This is a genomic window from Plantibacter sp. T3 (genome assembly GCF_902506515.1).
GTDB classification, from domain to species: Bacteria; Actinomycetota; Actinomycetes; order Actinomycetales; family Microbacteriaceae; genus Plantibacter; species Plantibacter auratus.
Genome location: NZ_LR733286.1, coordinates 3470050 through 3484759 on the forward strand (window position 1 = coordinate 3470050; position 14710 = coordinate 3484759).

Annotated in this window: 13 protein-coding genes; 6 read left to right on the plus strand and 7 right to left on the minus strand. The window is 70.3% G+C overall.

Annotated features, from left to right (window positions below):
• Positions 1-20: 20 nt before the first annotated feature.
• Both GV015_RS16420 and GV015_RS16425 read right to left on the minus strand, forming a co-directional pair.
• Entirely contained in the window at positions 21-1166 is a 1146-nt protein-coding gene (locus GV015_RS16420; protein ID WP_159879431.1) for a 5-(carboxyamino)imidazole ribonucleotide synthase, read from the minus strand.
• Between the two features lie 129 nt (positions 1167-1295).
• Positions 1296-1853 (minus strand): PH domain-containing protein, encoded by a 558-nt coding sequence (locus GV015_RS16425; RefSeq protein ID WP_231884331.1) that lies wholly within the window; start codon positions 1851-1853, stop codon positions 1296-1298.
• A gap of 101 nt (positions 1854-1954) precedes the next feature.
• Here GV015_RS16425 and GV015_RS16430 point away from each other — a divergent pair, with 101 nt between their 5' ends.
• Positions 1955-2767: an EI24 domain-containing protein gene (locus GV015_RS16430; RefSeq protein WP_159879433.1), complete on the plus strand. Its 813-nt coding sequence runs from the start codon at positions 1955-1957 to the stop codon at positions 2765-2767.
• Here the strand turns inward: GV015_RS16430 and GV015_RS16435 are convergent.
• A complete protein-coding gene (locus GV015_RS16435) occupies positions 2751-3542 on the minus strand; it encodes a biotin--[acetyl-CoA-carboxylase] ligase (protein WP_159879435.1) in 792 nt (263 codons plus the stop codon). The two genes, GV015_RS16430 and GV015_RS16435, sit on opposite strands and share 17 nt — an antisense overlap.
• A gap of 139 nt (positions 3543-3681) precedes the next feature.
• On the opposite strand from GV015_RS16435, the gene GV015_RS16440 reads away from it, so the two are divergent.
• The 3 genes from GV015_RS16440 (at position 3682) to GV015_RS16450 (ending at position 7510) form a co-directional block, all read left to right on the plus strand.
• Positions 3682-5283 carry an acyl-CoA carboxylase subunit beta gene (locus GV015_RS16440; RefSeq protein ID WP_071262519.1) on the plus strand — a complete coding sequence of 534 codons (1602 nt, stop codon included), beginning with the start codon at positions 3682-3684 and terminating at the stop codon, positions 5281-5283.
• Entirely contained in the window at positions 5280-5531 is a 252-nt protein-coding gene (locus tag GV015_RS16445) for an acyl-CoA carboxylase subunit epsilon (RefSeq protein WP_159879437.1), read from the plus strand. The genes GV015_RS16440 and GV015_RS16445 overlap by 4 nt, the downstream gene beginning before the upstream one ends.
• Before the next feature lie 707 nt (positions 5532-6238).
• Complete coding sequence (locus GV015_RS16450; RefSeq protein ID WP_159879439.1) at positions 6239-7510, plus strand: HNH endonuclease signature motif containing protein; 1272 nt, start codon at positions 6239-6241, stop codon at positions 7508-7510.
• Positions 7511-7770: 260 nt separating this feature from the next.
• Here GV015_RS16450 and GV015_RS16455 read toward each other — a convergent pair whose 3' ends face one another.
• The 4 genes from GV015_RS16455 to GV015_RS16470 form a co-directional block, all read right to left on the minus strand.
• Positions 7771-8832: a hypothetical protein gene (locus GV015_RS16455; protein WP_159879441.1), complete on the minus strand. Its 1062-nt coding sequence runs from the start codon at positions 8830-8832 to the stop codon at positions 7771-7773.
• A complete protein-coding gene (locus GV015_RS16460; RefSeq protein ID WP_159879443.1) occupies positions 8829-10001 on the minus strand; it encodes a sensor histidine kinase in 1173 nt (390 codons plus the stop codon). Before GV015_RS16460 ends, GV015_RS16455 begins: the two co-directional genes overlap by 4 nt.
• A 67-nt stretch (positions 10002-10068) precedes the next feature.
• Complete coding sequence (locus GV015_RS16465) at positions 10069-10725, minus strand: response regulator transcription factor (RefSeq protein WP_079707415.1); 657 nt, start codon at positions 10723-10725, stop codon at positions 10069-10071.
• Positions 10726-10802: 77 nt separating this feature from the next.
• Complete coding sequence (locus GV015_RS16470) at positions 10803-12107, minus strand: class I SAM-dependent RNA methyltransferase (protein WP_159879445.1); 1305 nt, start codon at positions 12105-12107, stop codon at positions 10803-10805.
• Between the two features lie 62 nt (positions 12108-12169).
• Here GV015_RS16470 and GV015_RS16475 point away from each other — a divergent pair, with 62 nt between their 5' ends.
• Together GV015_RS16475 and GV015_RS16480 are read left to right on the plus strand one after the other, a co-directional pair.
• Entirely contained in the window at positions 12170-12820 is a 651-nt protein-coding gene (locus GV015_RS16475; protein ID WP_159879447.1) for a nucleoside triphosphate pyrophosphatase, read from the plus strand.
• 96 nt (positions 12821-12916) lie between these two features.
• Complete coding sequence (locus GV015_RS16480) at positions 12917-14677, plus strand: biotin carboxylase N-terminal domain-containing protein (RefSeq protein ID WP_079707321.1); 1761 nt, start codon at positions 12917-12919, stop codon at positions 14675-14677.
• The last annotated feature ends 33 nt before the right edge of the window (positions 14678-14710 follow it).

The window sequence follows — 14710 nt, forward strand, 5'->3', positions numbered from 1 at the left end:
TCGACAGGCTCGGCGTCCGGTCAGGCGTTCTCGGCGCCGAGCAGCGCTGCGGCGGCACGTGCCTCGTACACGACGTCGTCGAGGTCGTCGCCCGCGACGTTGACGTGGCCGACCTTGCGCCCGGGGCGCGGGTCCTTCCCGTAGTTGTGCACCTTCGCCACCGGGTGCGCACCGAGGACCTGCGGGTAGCGGTCGTCGAGCGTCCCCTCGGCAGGCCCGCCGAGCACGTTCACCATGACGGTCCAATCGCGGTGGCAGCCCGTCGAGCCGAGGGGCAGGTCGAGGACGGCGCGCAGGTGCTGCTCGAACTGGCTCGTGACGCTGCCGTCCTGCGTCCAGTGCCCACTGTTGTGCGGACGCATGGCGAGTTCGTTGATGAGCAGGCGGTCGTCGTCGGTCTCGAAGAGTTCGACGGCCAGGACGCCCGTCACCCCGAGCGCGGTCGCGACGGTCACGGCGATCTCCTCCGCGGTGTCGGCGAGCCGACCAGCCGAGCCGGGCGCCGGAGCGATGACCTCGCTGCACACCCCACCGAGCTGCACGGTCTCGACGACGCGCCATGGCACCACCTCGCCGGACGGGCGCCGGGCGACGAGCTGGGCGAGCTCGCGCCGGAACGACACCAGCTCCTCGACGAGCAGTGCTCCGCCGTTGGCGTCCTCGGAGAGCGCCGTGAACCAGTCGTCGACCTCGTTCGGTCCATGGACGACACGGACGCCCTTGCCGTCGTAGCCACCACGTGGCGTCTTCACGACGCCCTTCCCGCCGTGCTCGGCGAGGAAGGCCGCAAGCTCCTCCTGATCGTGCACGCGCGCCCAGTCGGGCACCGGCAGTCCGAGCTCCGTCAGGCGTTCGCGCATGAGCAGCTTGTCCTGGGCGACGGCGAGCGCGTCCGGTCCCGGGTGCACCTGCACACCGGCGTCGACGAGTGCCCGCAGGACGTGCTGCGGCACGTGCTCGTGGTCGAAGGTGATGACGTCGACCGTCTCGGCGAAGGCGAGCACGGTGTCCGCGTCGCGGTAGTCGCCCACCTCGACGGTGGCGAGTCGGGCGGACATGCCCTCCTGCTCGGCGAGCACCCGGATGTCGAGTCCGAGGTTCACGGCCGCCGGCACCATCATCCTGGCCAGCTGACCGCCGCCGATCACTCCGACGCGAATGCTCATGGGTTCACTCCAGCTCTCCGGCGACCGGCCGGCGGGTCTCGTTTCAGCAGGCGGGACGGGCGGATCCGGAGGCGGATCGGCGGGTGCCCCGACTGGAACATCGTACCGGCCGGGCGCGCCCCGCACCGGTCAGCGTCGGACCGGTGGCTGCTGCATCGGAGGCGGTGCTGCCGGGTACGGCGCGGCGATGCTCTGGTTCTCCGCGACGAGCTCGTGCAGGGCGTTCTGGACGAGGACCGCACCGGGCACGTCCCTCAGGACGACCGGCACCTCGCCACCGCTCGTCACCCGGACGTTACCGCTCCCGAAGGCGCTCTGCACCCAACTCTTGTGCACCGTGATGCCGTAGCCGCGGGCGTGGTAGAGCTCCTGGCGCGTCCGCACGAAGAACCCGCGACGGACGATCAGTCGCCGGGTCGTGATCACGTAGCGGACCGACAGCCAGGCGATGAACGGCAGGACGCAGGCGACCAGCACGATCACCCCGCCGCCGATCAGGACGGCCCAGTTCTGCCACTCGAGGTCGAACGAGCCGAAGAAGTACGCACCGGCGCCGCTCACCGCGATGAGCAGGAGGGCGGGGAGCAGGAGCCGCCGGGCATGCGGACGCAGGCGTGCGACCACACGTTCGGTCGCCGCCGCGGGAGGAGCCGGCCTGCCCGGCCCCGTCATACCGGGATCAGCCATACTCCCATTCTTAGCAGTCGCGGGAACCCGCCGCCTGCTCCCACCCCGCCCGTCGGCGATCCCGAACATCCGTGCATCGGCCGCCCGGCTAGCATGAAGGCGTGAAACCGGCCGAGAGCACCGCACCGACGGCGCAGCACCCCGGCGTGGTCGGGTCGTTCCTCGAGGGGATCGGCATCCTCTTCGGCGGGTTCCGCCTCTGGGGCACCTCGCCGAAGCGCATGCTGCTCGGCATGGTCCCCGCCGCGATCGTGGGCGTCGTGTTCATCGCGTTGCTCGTCCTCCTCGGCGTCAATGCCGCCACGATCGTCGACTGGGCGACACCGTTCGCCGACACCTGGGACGAGCCGTACCGCTCGTCCATCCGGGTGGCCGCCGCGGTGGCGTTGGTGGCCGTCGCCGTCGTGGTGATGCTGTACGCCTACGCCGCAGCGACGCTCTTCGTCGGCGATCCCTTCTACGAGCGGATCTGGGCCGACGTCGAACGCACCCTCGGCGACGCTCCTCCGGAGTCGGGTGAGTCCGCCTGGCGCGGACTCCTCACCGGTGTCACCCGGGCACTCGGCCTGCTCCTGCTCACCATCCCGACGGCGGCCGTCCTCTTCCTCCTCGGCTTCGTCCCGGTGATCGGCCAGACGGTGGTCCCGGTGCTCGGGCTCGCCGTGAGCGGTTGGTTCCTCGCCCTCGAACTGACGGGCTACGCGTTCGACGCGAGGGGGTTGTCGTTACGCGACCGCCGCCAGGTCCTCGCCAGGAGACGCGCCCGCACCCTGGGCTTCGGGATGACGGTCGCGGTCCTCTTCCTCGTGCCGGTCCTGTCCGTGCTGGTCATGCCGGCAGCCGTCTCCGGCGCGACGGTGCTCGCACGCCGGTCCCTCAGCGAACAGGCGGGAACGCTCAGCGCACGTGCGTGACGTCGCCGGCCGCCACCGCGACCGGCGCACCACCGTCGGTCGGTCGGACGACGAGCCGCCCGTCCGCGTCGATCCGCTCGGCCGTGCCGGTCAGGACGTCGCCGCCGGGGAGCTCCACCCGCACCGAGCTGTCCAACGTCACGCATCGCTCGGTGACCGCCGCTCCGAGCCCACTGGCCTCGGCGTCACCGGACGCGGCCAGGTAGGCGTCGTACAGGGCGCCGAACGCACGCAGGTAGCCGACGAGGACGGTGTCCGGGTCAGGATCGGCGAGCCCGGCGAGCGCGAGCGAGGTGGACCGGTCGGTCGGCAGTTCCTCGGCACGCTGACGGAGGTTGACACCGGTCCCGAGGATCACCGCGTCCCCGCTCGGCAGCAGCTCGGCGAGGATGCCGGACACCTTCCGACCGCCGATGAGCACGTCGTTCGGCCACTTCACGTCGGCGGGCACCCCGAGCTCCCGGAGCGATTCCGCGAGCGCCGCACCCGCGAGGAGCGGGAGCCAGCCGTAGGCCTGCAGCGGGAGCGGATCACCCGACGGAGTGACCGGCCGGAGCAGGACCGAGACGGCGAGTGACGTGCCGGGTGGCACCGTCCACACGCGACCGAGACGGCCTCGTCCCCCGCGCTGGTCGTCGGTGAGGACCACCGAGCGGTCGGGCCACGCGTCGCCGCCGTCCTCGCGCACGCGTCGGGCGAGTTCGTCGTTGGTGGAGCCGGCGTGGGCGAGGATCTCGAGGCGTGGCACGAGGGCGGCGGTGAGGGGCAGATCCATGGCACAACCCTACTGAGGCCGGTCGTCGGCGCCTGCGTCGCCCGCCGGCACGCTTGGACGATGCCGACAACGGATCGGCGCGCCGCTTGTACCCGATCGTCAACGGGTCGGCCGTGGTACCACCGGGTAAGGTGAAAGCGTGACCGACGAAACCACCTCCGGCCCTGACCTGTACACGACGGCCGGGAAGCTCGCCGACCTCAAGAACCGCTATCACGAGGCCGTGACGGCGAGCGGCGAAGCCGCCATCGAGAAGCAGCACAAGAAGGGCAAGCTCACCGCGCGGGAGCGCATCGAGCAGCTGCTCGACCACGGCAGCTTCGTCGAACTCGACGAGTTCGTGCGGCACCGCACGACCGCCTTCGGCATGGACCGCTCACGGCCGTACGGCGATGCCGTCGTCACCGGTACCGGCACCATCCACGGCCGCCAGGTCGCCGTGTACTCGCAGGACTTCACCATCTTCGGCGGTTCGCTCGGCGAGGTCGCCGGCGACAAGATCATCAAGATCATGGACCTCGCATTGAAGACGGGCGTCCCGATCATCGGCATGCTCGACTCCGGCGGCGCGCGCATCCAGGAGGGCGTCGTCGCGCTCGGCAAGTACGGCGAGATCTTCCGACGCAACACGCAGGCCTCCGGGGTCATCCCGCAGATCTCCATCATCATGGGTCCGGCGGCCGGCGGCGCCGTCTACTCCCCCGCGCTCACCGACTTCGTCATCATGGTCGACAAGACGAGCCAGATGTTCGTCACGGGCCCCGACGTGATCAAGACCGTCACGGGCGAGGACGTCGGCATGGAGGAGCTGGGCGGCGGGTACACGCACAACACCCGCTCGGGCGTCGCCCACTACCTCGCGAGCGACGAGCCGGACGCCCTCGACTACGCCCGCACCCTCGTCGGCTTCCTGCCCGACAACAACCTGTCCGAGGCCACGGTCTTCGACGTCGAGGTGGAGCTCGAGACGACGGACGAGGACCGCCGACTCAACACCCTCATCCCCGACTCGCCGAACCAGCCCTACGACGTGAAGACCGTCATCGAGCACGTCGTCGACGACGCCGACTTCCTCGAGGTCCAGCCGCTCTTCGCCCCGAACATCGTCATCGGTTTCGCGCGCGTCGAGGGACGGTCGGTCGGCGTCATCGCCAACCAGCCCTCCCAGATGGCCGGGACGCTCAACATCGAAGCGGGCGAGAAGGCGAGTCGGTTCGTCCGGTTCTGCGACGCGTTCAGCATCCCGATCCTCACCCTGGTCGACGTCCCCGGCTACCTGCCCGGCACCGACCAGGAGTGGACCGGCGTCATCCGCCGCGGCGCGAAGCTCCTCTACGCCTACGCCGAGGCCACGGTGCCCCTGGTGACCGTCATCCTGCGGAAGGCCTACGGCGGCGCCTACATCGTCATGGGCTCGAAGCAGCTCGGAGCCGACATCAACCTCGCCTGGCCCACGGCCGAGATCGCGGTCATGGGTGGGCAGGGCGCCGTCAACATCCTGTACCGCGGCGAGATCAAGCGGGCCGAGGAGGCCGGCGAGGACGTCGCCGCCGTGCGCACGCGCCTCGCGAACGAGTACACCTACAACGTGGCGAGCCCGTTCCTGGCCGCCGAGCGCGGCGAGCTGGACGGCGTCATCGAGCCGGCGGCCACGCGGGTCTCGGTCATCAAGGCGCTCCGTGCACTCCGGACGAAGCGTGCGAGCCTGCCCGCCAAGAAGCACGGGAACATCCCGCTGTGAGCACCGGCACCGAGCCGAGCACGACCGAGCCGTCGTCGATCGATCTCCGGATCGAGCTCGGTACCCCGACCGACGAGGAGCTCGCGGCACTCACCGCGGTGCTGAGCGTGGCGATCGCCGAACAGGCGCTGCGCGACGCCGACACCGCCCCGGCACCTCGCGTCCCGTCGACGTGGGAGCGGACGAGGCGGAACCTCCGCACGGGGATCACCGTGGGCCCAGGACACTGGCGCGCGTTCACGGGCTGAGCCGTCTCGACGGAGGACTCACGCCGGTTGCCCCTCGTGGCGCGCGGTGCTGTCCCCCATTCGTGTCCTCCATAGTGCCGACTGTCGGGGGTACCCCTGATGGAGGATCATCATTCTCGAAAGTTGCGTCTCATCGAGACCACTTCACCAGCTCCTGCTCCATCTAGGGTAAGCGGGCAGGAGTTCGGGGGCGGGTCAGAGCGGTATTCGGGTTACCGCTCTGACCCACGAACGTCACGGAGGGCCAGCATCGGGTGCTGGCCCTCCTTTCGTTCATCCGGGACCTGGCACGTCGACAGGCTCAGTGATCGTGCGAGCTGTGCTCGGATGTGTCCGGCTCATGCGCTCGTCGAAGTGCACACGAGGAACCTCCCGCTCCGGCGACCTTCTCCGGTCCCTGAGCAACCCCCTCCGGTCCCTGAGCAACCCCCTCCGGTCCCTGAGCAACCCCCTCCGGTCCCTGAGCCTGTCGAAGGGCACACGAAGAAGCATCCACAACCGGCGACGCCCCACCGGTCCCTGAGCAACCCCCGCCGGTCCCTGAGCCTGTCGAAGGGCACACGAGGAACCTCCCGCTCCGGTGATCCTCTTCCGGTCCCTGAGCAACCTTCTCCGGTCCCTGAGCTTGTCGAAGGGCCCACGAGCAACTTCCACAACCAACTCGACTCCGCATCTGGAATGTCAGTGGTCCATGGTGGACTGGAGTCATGACCGAGACCACCCTGACCGCGATCCGTGCGAGCGACGAGTACGCCGCGCAGCTCGCGGAGTTCTCGGACCACTACGCGGACATCCAGCGGCGTCGCGCCAACCTGGACGCCGAGGAGGCTCGGCTCCTCGCCCGCTCCGCCTCCTACGCGGACGCCTTCGCAGACGTCACGGTTCCGGCGATCTTCCCGCCTGCCGAGCGGCAGGCGCTCTCCCGCCGGTCGACCTGCGCAGCCCTCGCGATGGCGACCCGCACGCCCGAGCAGACGGTCCAGCGGGCGACGAACGACGCCGAGCGTCTCGTGAACGACGCACCCGCCGTGCTCGCGTCCCTCGAGGCCGGCCGCATCTCAGCGCGGCACGCGCAGACGATCATCGATCAACTCAGTGACGTGCCGACCGCGGGGCGGGCGGTGTTCCTCGCTGAGGTCCTGGCGGTTGCGGAAGAGTCCACCAACGCGAACCTCCGCAGGCGCGCCCGCGTCCTGCGCGAGCGCCTTCACCCCGAGTCCATTACGGCACGCGCCCGGCGGTCCGAGGCGGACCGCCGGGTGGAGTTCGAGCCGGCAGCGGACGGCATGGCGTGGGTACACCTGTTCACCACCGCGCCCGTCGCGCAAGGCCTCGCGGAGCGGGTCGAAGCGGCTGCCGCGGAGTCACGCAAGGCCGGTGACACCCGCACGTGCGCCCAACTGCAGGCCGACGCCCTCGCGGCGCTCGCGCTCACCGGCGTCACGCCTGACGACGTGGCGTCGAGCCCAGTGCTCCCGCACCCCATCGAGGTCCAGGAACACATCAAGCCGACCGTGCAGATCACCGTCCCGGCGCTCAGTATGGCCGGCGTCAGCGACGCACCGGCCATGCTCGACGGGTACGGCCCGATCGACCCGGAGACCGCGTCGCGCATCGCGGTGAACGCCCCGAGCTTCACCCGGATCCTCGTCCAGCCAGAGACGGGTGCGATGCTCTCCGTCGGACGCAACCAGTACCGGGTCCCGGCCGATCTGCAACGCGCGGTCCGCCTCCGGGACGGCACCTGTCGGGCACCAGGCTGCGGGAGACGGGCCAGGGCTTACGATCTCGACCATTCGGTCGCGTGGGAGGACGGCGGCACCACAGATGTCGGCAATCTCGCCTGCCTCTGCCGACATCACCACCGGATGAAGCATCTGCCCGGATGGAACCTCGACCACGGGCCCGGCGGGGCGCTCGAGTGGACTACACCTGACGGGAAGCGCCATCGGACGGAACCGGACCCCGCGCCGTTCTGACCGCTGCCTGTCCCTGAGCTGCGTCGCACTTCGACGAGCTCAGTGACCGGAGGAGGTTCACCGGGAACGCCTCGGTCCCTGAGCCTGTCGAAGGGCAGCTGGGTCGTGACACCGCAGTGGCCGGAGGAGCTACACCGGGAACGCCTCGGTCCCTGATCGAAGGGTTCCTCGTGGGCACTTCGACAAGCTCAGTGACCGGAGGAGGTTCACCGGGAACGGTCCCTGAGCCTGTCGACGGGCAGCGTCCCCGTTGGAGCGGTTCAGTCCTCGTCGGACACGCCGACCGCGCCCACGCCGGCACGGGAGCCGTCGCGCGGGATCTCGAGCCAGACGTCGAGTTCCTCGTCGTCGTCGTCCGGACCCGCAGCGACGCCCGGATCGCGGTGCACCGCGCGCAGGCCGACCACGGTCACCGCGACGCGCTCGTCGTCCGGGACGCTCCGCACGATGAGGCGCGTGGCGTGCGAGGCGGCGAGCGCTTCGGCGATCTGCTCGTGGATCGCGTCGAGGACGCCGGCGTCCAGCTCCTCGAGGCCACCTTCGTCCAGCATGTTCACGATCGCTCCGCGCCGCCGGGCCGCGAGCACCTCGGACCGGACCGGGTCGCTCAGGAGGTGACGCCCGCGGATCTCGTCGCGGAGACTGGCCTCCAACGTGCGGCACTCCGTGCGATCGGCCACGGAGAGCCTGCCGCCGTTGGCGATGATCGTACGCAGCATCGGGGTCGCGAGGCGGCCCGTCTGACTGAGGCGTCGCCGCCGCTCGTGTACGTGCGCGTACTGCGCCGCCTGCCAGTCCGAGGTCGCATGCTCCGCCTGCGTGAGGCGCTCGGCGTCGTGCTGGGCCCCGGCGATCGATCGGGTGAGCACACTCGCGAGGATGACCCAGATGAGGCTGCCCGTGACACCCATCCCGAGCGCCAGTCCCGGACCCGCCCAGAGGAGCGACTGGAACGTGAGGAAGACGATCCCGATGTAGGCGACCGCCTCCCGCTGCCGGACCACGGTGATCGTCATCAGTGTCCCGATCGACGCGACGTGCCAGGTGGCGTACCCGTTGTTCCGCGTGGGGTCGAGCTGGCTGGTCACGAGCAACGGGACGATGATCGCGGTCGCGAGGTTGATGCTCGCGAGCCACGACGGCATGCGCGTCGTGCCCATCGGCCAGAGACTCAGGACGCTCGCGACGGCGTAGACGAGCATCGCGATGAGGACCGGGACGACGTCGCGGGGTGTCTCGAGCGTCAGCGCCGCACGGAGCAGGTGGTACGCCGAGAACAGGGCGGCGAGGATGACGAGGGCGTACCGCGGTGCCGGGGTCACGAGCCGTGCTCCGGTGACCACTCGATGCGGATGACGGCGCCCTCACCCGGACGGGAGATCACCGTCGAGCGGCCGCCGACCGCGGCGACGCGCTCGACGATCGAGACCTTCAGCCCGAGCCGCTCCTCAGCGACCTGCTCGGGGCAGAACCCGACGCCGTCGTCGCCGACGATGACGCAGACGCCACCGGAGACCGTGCCCTCGATCGACAGGCTCCGCGCCGCTCCCGAACCCGCGTGCTCGACGCTGTTGACCATCGCCTGCACCGTCGCCCAGTAGACCGCATTCGCGACCGTGACGGGCAGGACCCGGCCGGACGCCCCCTCGACCGTGACGGAGAACGGTTCACCGAGCATCGACGCGGCCGCACGCAGCCGTTCGATGAGCTCGGCGAGCCCGGTGACCTCGTCCTCGTTCGTCATCGGCGCCCCGACGCCCTCGAGTTGCTCGATCGCGACCCGCGCCATCATGACGGCGAGCGCCTCCGACTTCGGGGTCAGCGCCCGATCCGCGGCGAGCAGGGAGGCGAGGACGCTGTCGTGGACGATCGAGTCGACCTCGACGCGCTCCACCTCCGTGGCGTGCTGCTTGACGGCCGCGTCGTAGGTGGCGAGGGCCGCCGCCCTCGCGGTGTCGACCCGACCGGCCAGCACGCGGAACAGCCCGACGAGCACGACGATGAGCCCACCGATGATCGTCGCGTAGGAGGCGTCGAGCGCCCCGATCTCGAAGGACGCGGGCGCGAAGTCCGCGTCGATCACGCGGTTGACCCCGTACATGACCGAGGTCACCACGAGGTACACGATGGCCCCCCGCAACTGCAGCGGGATGCAGGCGAACGCGACGGCGATCGTGCAGAGGTACCAGATCCACGGTTCCTGGTTGATGTCCGCCGACGCCTGCACGTTCACCGCGGGCCAGATGAGGAGGGCCACGAAGAACACGGCGGCGAAGACGCCGGAGGCGATGCGGTGGTGCCACAGGAAGAAGCAGCAGATGATGGCGCCGAACATCGTCCCGAAGACGAGGGAGACGTAGACCACGCCGAACCAGCCGGTGATCTGGACACCCTGCCCGAGCGTGGTGAACGCGGTCTGCAGTCCGAAGACGAGTCCGATGATCGCGACCGAACGGCCGAGGAGGCGTTCGAAGTTCGCGGTGTTCAGCATCCGGCGCTGAACCTGGGCATCTTTCGTGGTCGCGGGGATCGCTGGATGCCTGGTCGGTGCCCGGAAGCTAGGAGACATCCGTCCCGCCTTGATCGAGGCCGGGGAGGATCCCGTCCTCGACCGCTCGGCGGAGCAGGTCGACCTTCGTCGGTGCCGGGCGACCCACCTCGACGTACTTCACCCGGATGCGGTCGATGTGTTCGCGGGCCGTGGAGTAGGCGATGCCGAGCTGCATGGCGACGGTCTTCAGCGGCAGGCCGGACGCGTAGAGGTGCAGGACGTCGCGCTCACGACGGCCCAGCTGCGCCCGGGCGAAGTCGCTGTCGGCGTCGATCGCGCTCGCCCACTCGATGTTGTTCAGGGCCTCGCCACGGGCCACCGTGCCGATGGCGGCGATGACCGTGTCCGTCGGTGACGACTTGGGGATGACCCCGGACGCTCCGGCGGCCAGCGCCTCGCGCACCAGTGCGACCCGATCCGCGATGGAGTGGATGAGGACGTGCGCCCCCACGGCCTGCACCGCCTGGATGTTCGAGGTCGGCGTGCTGCCGTCGGAGAGCGAGAGGTCGAGCACGACGACGTCCGGCACCACGCCGTTCAACGCGGCGATGCACTCGACGGCGGTCGGGGCACTCGCCACGACCTGATACCCGGCGTGCGCACACACCGCTTCGATCCCGAGCCTGACGGACTCGTGATCATCAATGATTGCGACGGTCACCACGGCACCATCGTAGCGAGTGACGGACCCGCCGGGCGCGACGGCCGGATCGCGAGTCGCCTCCGTCGGCACGGGCCCGCTCAAGCCGTTCGCGAGAAGCCCGCGACGGCCTCGAGGTGATGCGTGTTGGGGAAGAGGTCGTAGGCCGCGAGGTGGTCGAGCTCGTACCCCTGCTCGGCAAGGAGGGCGACGTCGCGGGACAGCGCGATGGGGTCGCACGCGACGTAGACGATCGACGCGGGCCGCAGCTCGCCGAGCATGGCGACGATCTCCGCGCCGGCACCCGAGCGGGGCGGGTCGAGCACGACGGTCGCGGTGGCGTACCGGGACCGCTCGATCCGGCTGCCCGTCGCGATCTCCGACCGCAGGAAGGCGTCGACCTTCGCGGTGACGGCCTGTGCGCCCACCCACTCGGACAGATTCTCGCCCGCGTACTCGGTGGCGCGTTCGTCACTCTCCACGGTCGTGATGCGGGTGGTGGAGCCGAAGCGGTCCCCCACGCCCGCGGCCAGGAGGCCGACGCCGCCGTAGAGGTCGAGGTTCGCGGCGCGCGGGTCGAAGCGCGCGTCGTCGATGGCCGCCGACACCGCCTGCTGGAGGGTCGTCGCAGCCTGACGGTGGACCTGCCAGAATCCGTTCGCGTCGACGATGAACTCGCGCTCGCCGACGAGCTCGCGGATCGGGTCTGCCGCGGGACGGACCGGCTTCGGTCCCCCGCGTCGACCGCGCCCGCCACCGCGTCGGCGGTCGCCGCCTCCCGCCTCGTCCGCACGCGTCAGGACGCGGACCGCCCCGGTCGAGGAGGCGACGATGTCGATGGAGGTGGTGCCGTGCGGCAGCTCCTCGAGCTTGGCCGCTTCGGCCACCGCTTCGATCGCGAGCGGCAGGTCGTCGACGGGGACGACGTGGTGGGACCTCGAGGCGTAGGGGCCGATGTTGCCGTGCTGGTCGACGTGCAGGGAGACCCGCGTCCGCCACCGGGTGCCGTCGGCCGTCTCGCCGTCGACCGCGGCGACCGTGAACTCGGGAGCGACGCCGGCGAACCGCTCGAGCCCTTCCGAGAGGACCTGGTGCTTCAACGCGCGCTGGTGGGCGAGCTCGATGTGTCCGAACTCCGCTCCCCCGGCCCGCTCGCTCGGCTCGCGGTCGACGGAGGCCTCGGCCCAGACGTGCGGACGGCGGTGCTCGGACGGCGTGAGGACCTCCAGGGTCTCCGCCCGCCAGAAGCGCTTCTCGTTCTCGTCGACGATGCGCGCCCGCACGCGCTCACCGGGGAGCGTGTCGGGGACGAAGACCACCCGGCCTTCGTGCCGGGCGACGAAGACACCCCCGTGGGCTACGTTGGTGATGTCCAGTTCCACGGTGCGTGCAGTCGTCGTGCTCATGCGTCGAGCATGTCACACGGGCGGCTGCAGGGAGTCCACCGTCCACTGCAGAAGGAACCGTCATGCGCCTCACGCTCGCCTCCACGTCACCGGCCAGACTCGCCCTGCTGCGGTCGAGTGGCATCGAGCCGATCGTCGTCTCGTCGTCGGTCGATGAGGAGCAGGCCGTCGACGACGCGACCCGTGCCGCGGGTGCGCCGCTCGCCCCCGACGAGGTCGTGGCACTCCTCGCCCGTGCGAAGGCGGAGGCCGCTCTGGCCGTCGTGCGCGAACGTGGCGACGCGGTCGACCTCATCCTCGGCGGCGACTCGGTCTTCGTCCTCGACGGCGTCGTCCACGGCAAGCCCCACACGCCCGAGCGCGCCCGCGAACGCTGGCACGCCCAGCGCGGGAGGACGGGGACCCTGTACTCCGGTCACTGGCTCATCGACTGCACCGGTGCCTCGCCGGTCGGGATCGGCGCGGTCGCGAGCGCCGAGGTGTCCTTCGCGGACGACCTCGACGACGCCGAGATCGACGCGTACATCGCATCGGGCGAGCCCCTGGCGGTGGCGGGAGCGTTCACGATCGACAGTCTGGGTGCCGCCTTCATCACCCGCATCGAGGGCGATCCGTCGACCGTCGTCGGCCTCTCGCTCCCGACCCTGCGGCGTCTCGTCCGCACGCTGGGACATGACTGGCACGAGCTCCGCAACCGGCGCGGCGCCCTCTGACACCCCAGCACTTGTAGAGGCGACACGTCGTTCCTGCGGCTTTTTTGTGCGTGTGAGCCAAAGGCTCACCCGGGCCTCCCGGTAGGCTCGTGGACTGTGCCACGTATAACCAAGGTCCTCATCGCCAACCGTGGCGAGATCGCCGTCCGCGTCATCCGAGCCGCGAAGGACAGCGGGATCGCCTCCGTCGCCGTCTACGCCGACCAGGATCGCGACGCCATGCACGCCCGTCTCGCCGACGAGGCCTACGCCCTCGACGGGACGACGAGCGCGGAGACGTACCTCGTCATCGACAAGCTCCTGTCCATCGCCCGACGGTCCGGCGCCGACGCCGTCCACCCGGGCTACGGCTTCCTCGCCGAGAACGCTGACTTCGCGCGTGCCGTCATGGCCGCCGGGCTGATCTGGATCGGCCCGTCGCCCGAGGCCATCGAGCGGCTCGGCGACAAGGTCTCGGCCCGCCACGTGGCCGAGAAGGTGGGCGCTCCGCTCGCCCCCGGCACGCTCAACCCCGTCTCGGGTGCCGAGGAGGTGCTCGACTTCGTCGACATCCACGGCCTACCCGTCGCCATCAAGGCTGCCTTCGGCGGCGGCGGTCGCGGCCTCAAGGTCGCCCGTGAGCGCGAGGAGGTCGCCGAGCTCTTCGAGTCAGCCACCCGCGAGGCCATCGCAGCGTTCGGACGGGGCGAGTGCTTCGTCGAGAAGTACCTCGACCAGCCGCGCCATGTCGAGACACAGTGCCTCGCCGATGCGCACGGCAACGTGGTCGTCGTCTCCACCCGCGACTGCTCGCTGCAGCGTCGCCACCAGAAGCTCGTCGAAGAGGCACCGGCACCCTTCCTCACCGACGACCAGGTGACGGAGCTGTACCGCGCGTCGAAGGCGATCCTCAAGGAGGTCGGTTACCTCGGTGCCGGCACCTGCGAGTTCCTCATCGGCAAGGACGGCACCGTCTCCTTCCTCGAGGTCAACACCCGCCTGCAGGTCGAGCACCCGGTCTCCGAGGAGATCACCGGCATCGACCTCGTCCGCGAGCAGTTCCGCCTCGCCGAGGGCGGCGTCCTCGACTACGACGACCCGCAGCCGAGCGGCCACTCCTTCGAGTTCCGCATCAACGGCGAGGACCCGGGACGCGGCTTCCTCCCGCAGCCGGGCCCGATCCACGTCTTCAAGACCTTCGGCGGCCCCGGTGTCCGGCTCGACTCCGGCGTCACGGCCGGCGACACGATCTCGGGCGCGTTCGACTCGCTCCTCGGCAAGATCATCGTCACGGGACGCACCCGCGAGGAGGCGCTCGAGCGCAGCCGTCGCGCGCTCGACGAGTTCGAGGTCGCCGGCCTCCCCACCGTCATCCCCTTCCACCGCAAGATCGTCCGCGACCCCGCGTTCACCGCGGAGGACGGTACCTTCGGCGTCTACACCCGATGGATCGAGACGGAGTTCGTCAACGACATCGAGCCCTGGGACGGATCCATCGATGCACAGCAGGCACCCGCTGCCCGCTCGACGGTGGTCGTCGAGGTCGGCGGCAAGCGGCTCGAGGTCAGCCTTCCGGGCGGACAGCTGGGGCTGAACGTCGGTGCACCGGTCGCCGCTCCCGCCCCACACCGCCGCGGTGGTGCAGCGGTGGTCTCGGGTGCGACGGGTGATTCGGTATCGGCGCCCATGCAGGCGACCATCGTGAAGCTCGCGGTCGCCGAGGGCGATGTCGTCGTGAAGGGCGACCTCGTCGTCGTCCTCGAGGCGATGAAGATGGAACAGCCCATCACGGCGCACAAGGACGGCACGGTCGGCGCGATCGACGCGACGGTCGGTGCCACGGTCTCCTCGGGTCACCAGCTCCTCACCATCAGCTGACCCGACCGGCGCCTTCGGGCGTCGCATCGGACC

Bases quoted from the DNA above. Each gene is read 5' to 3' on its own strand.
- GV015_RS16420 (WP_159879431.1), bottom strand. From the start codon at position 1,166: ATGAGCATTCGCGTCGGAGTGATCGGCGGCGGTCAGCTGGCCAGGATG.
- GV015_RS16425 (WP_231884331.1), bottom strand. From the start codon at position 1,853: ATGGCTGATCCCGGTATGACGGGGCCGGGCAGGCCGGCTCCTCCCGCG.
- GV015_RS16435 (WP_159879435.1), bottom strand. From the start codon at position 3,542: ATGGATCTGCCCCTCACCGCCGCCCTCGTGCCACGCCTCGAGATCCTC.
- GV015_RS16450 (WP_159879439.1), top strand. From the start codon at position 6,239: ATGACCGAGACCACCCTGACCGCGATCCGTGCGAGCGACGAGTACGCC.
- GV015_RS16460 (WP_159879443.1), bottom strand. From the start codon at position 10,001: ATGCTGAACACCGCGAACTTCGAACGCCTCCTCGGCCGTTCGGTCGCG.
- GV015_RS16470 (WP_159879445.1), bottom strand. From the start codon at position 12,107: ATGAGCACGACGACTGCACGCACCGTGGAACTGGACATCACCAACGTA.
- GV015_RS16475 (WP_159879447.1), top strand. From the start codon at position 12,170: ATGCGCCTCACGCTCGCCTCCACGTCACCGGCCAGACTCGCCCTGCTG.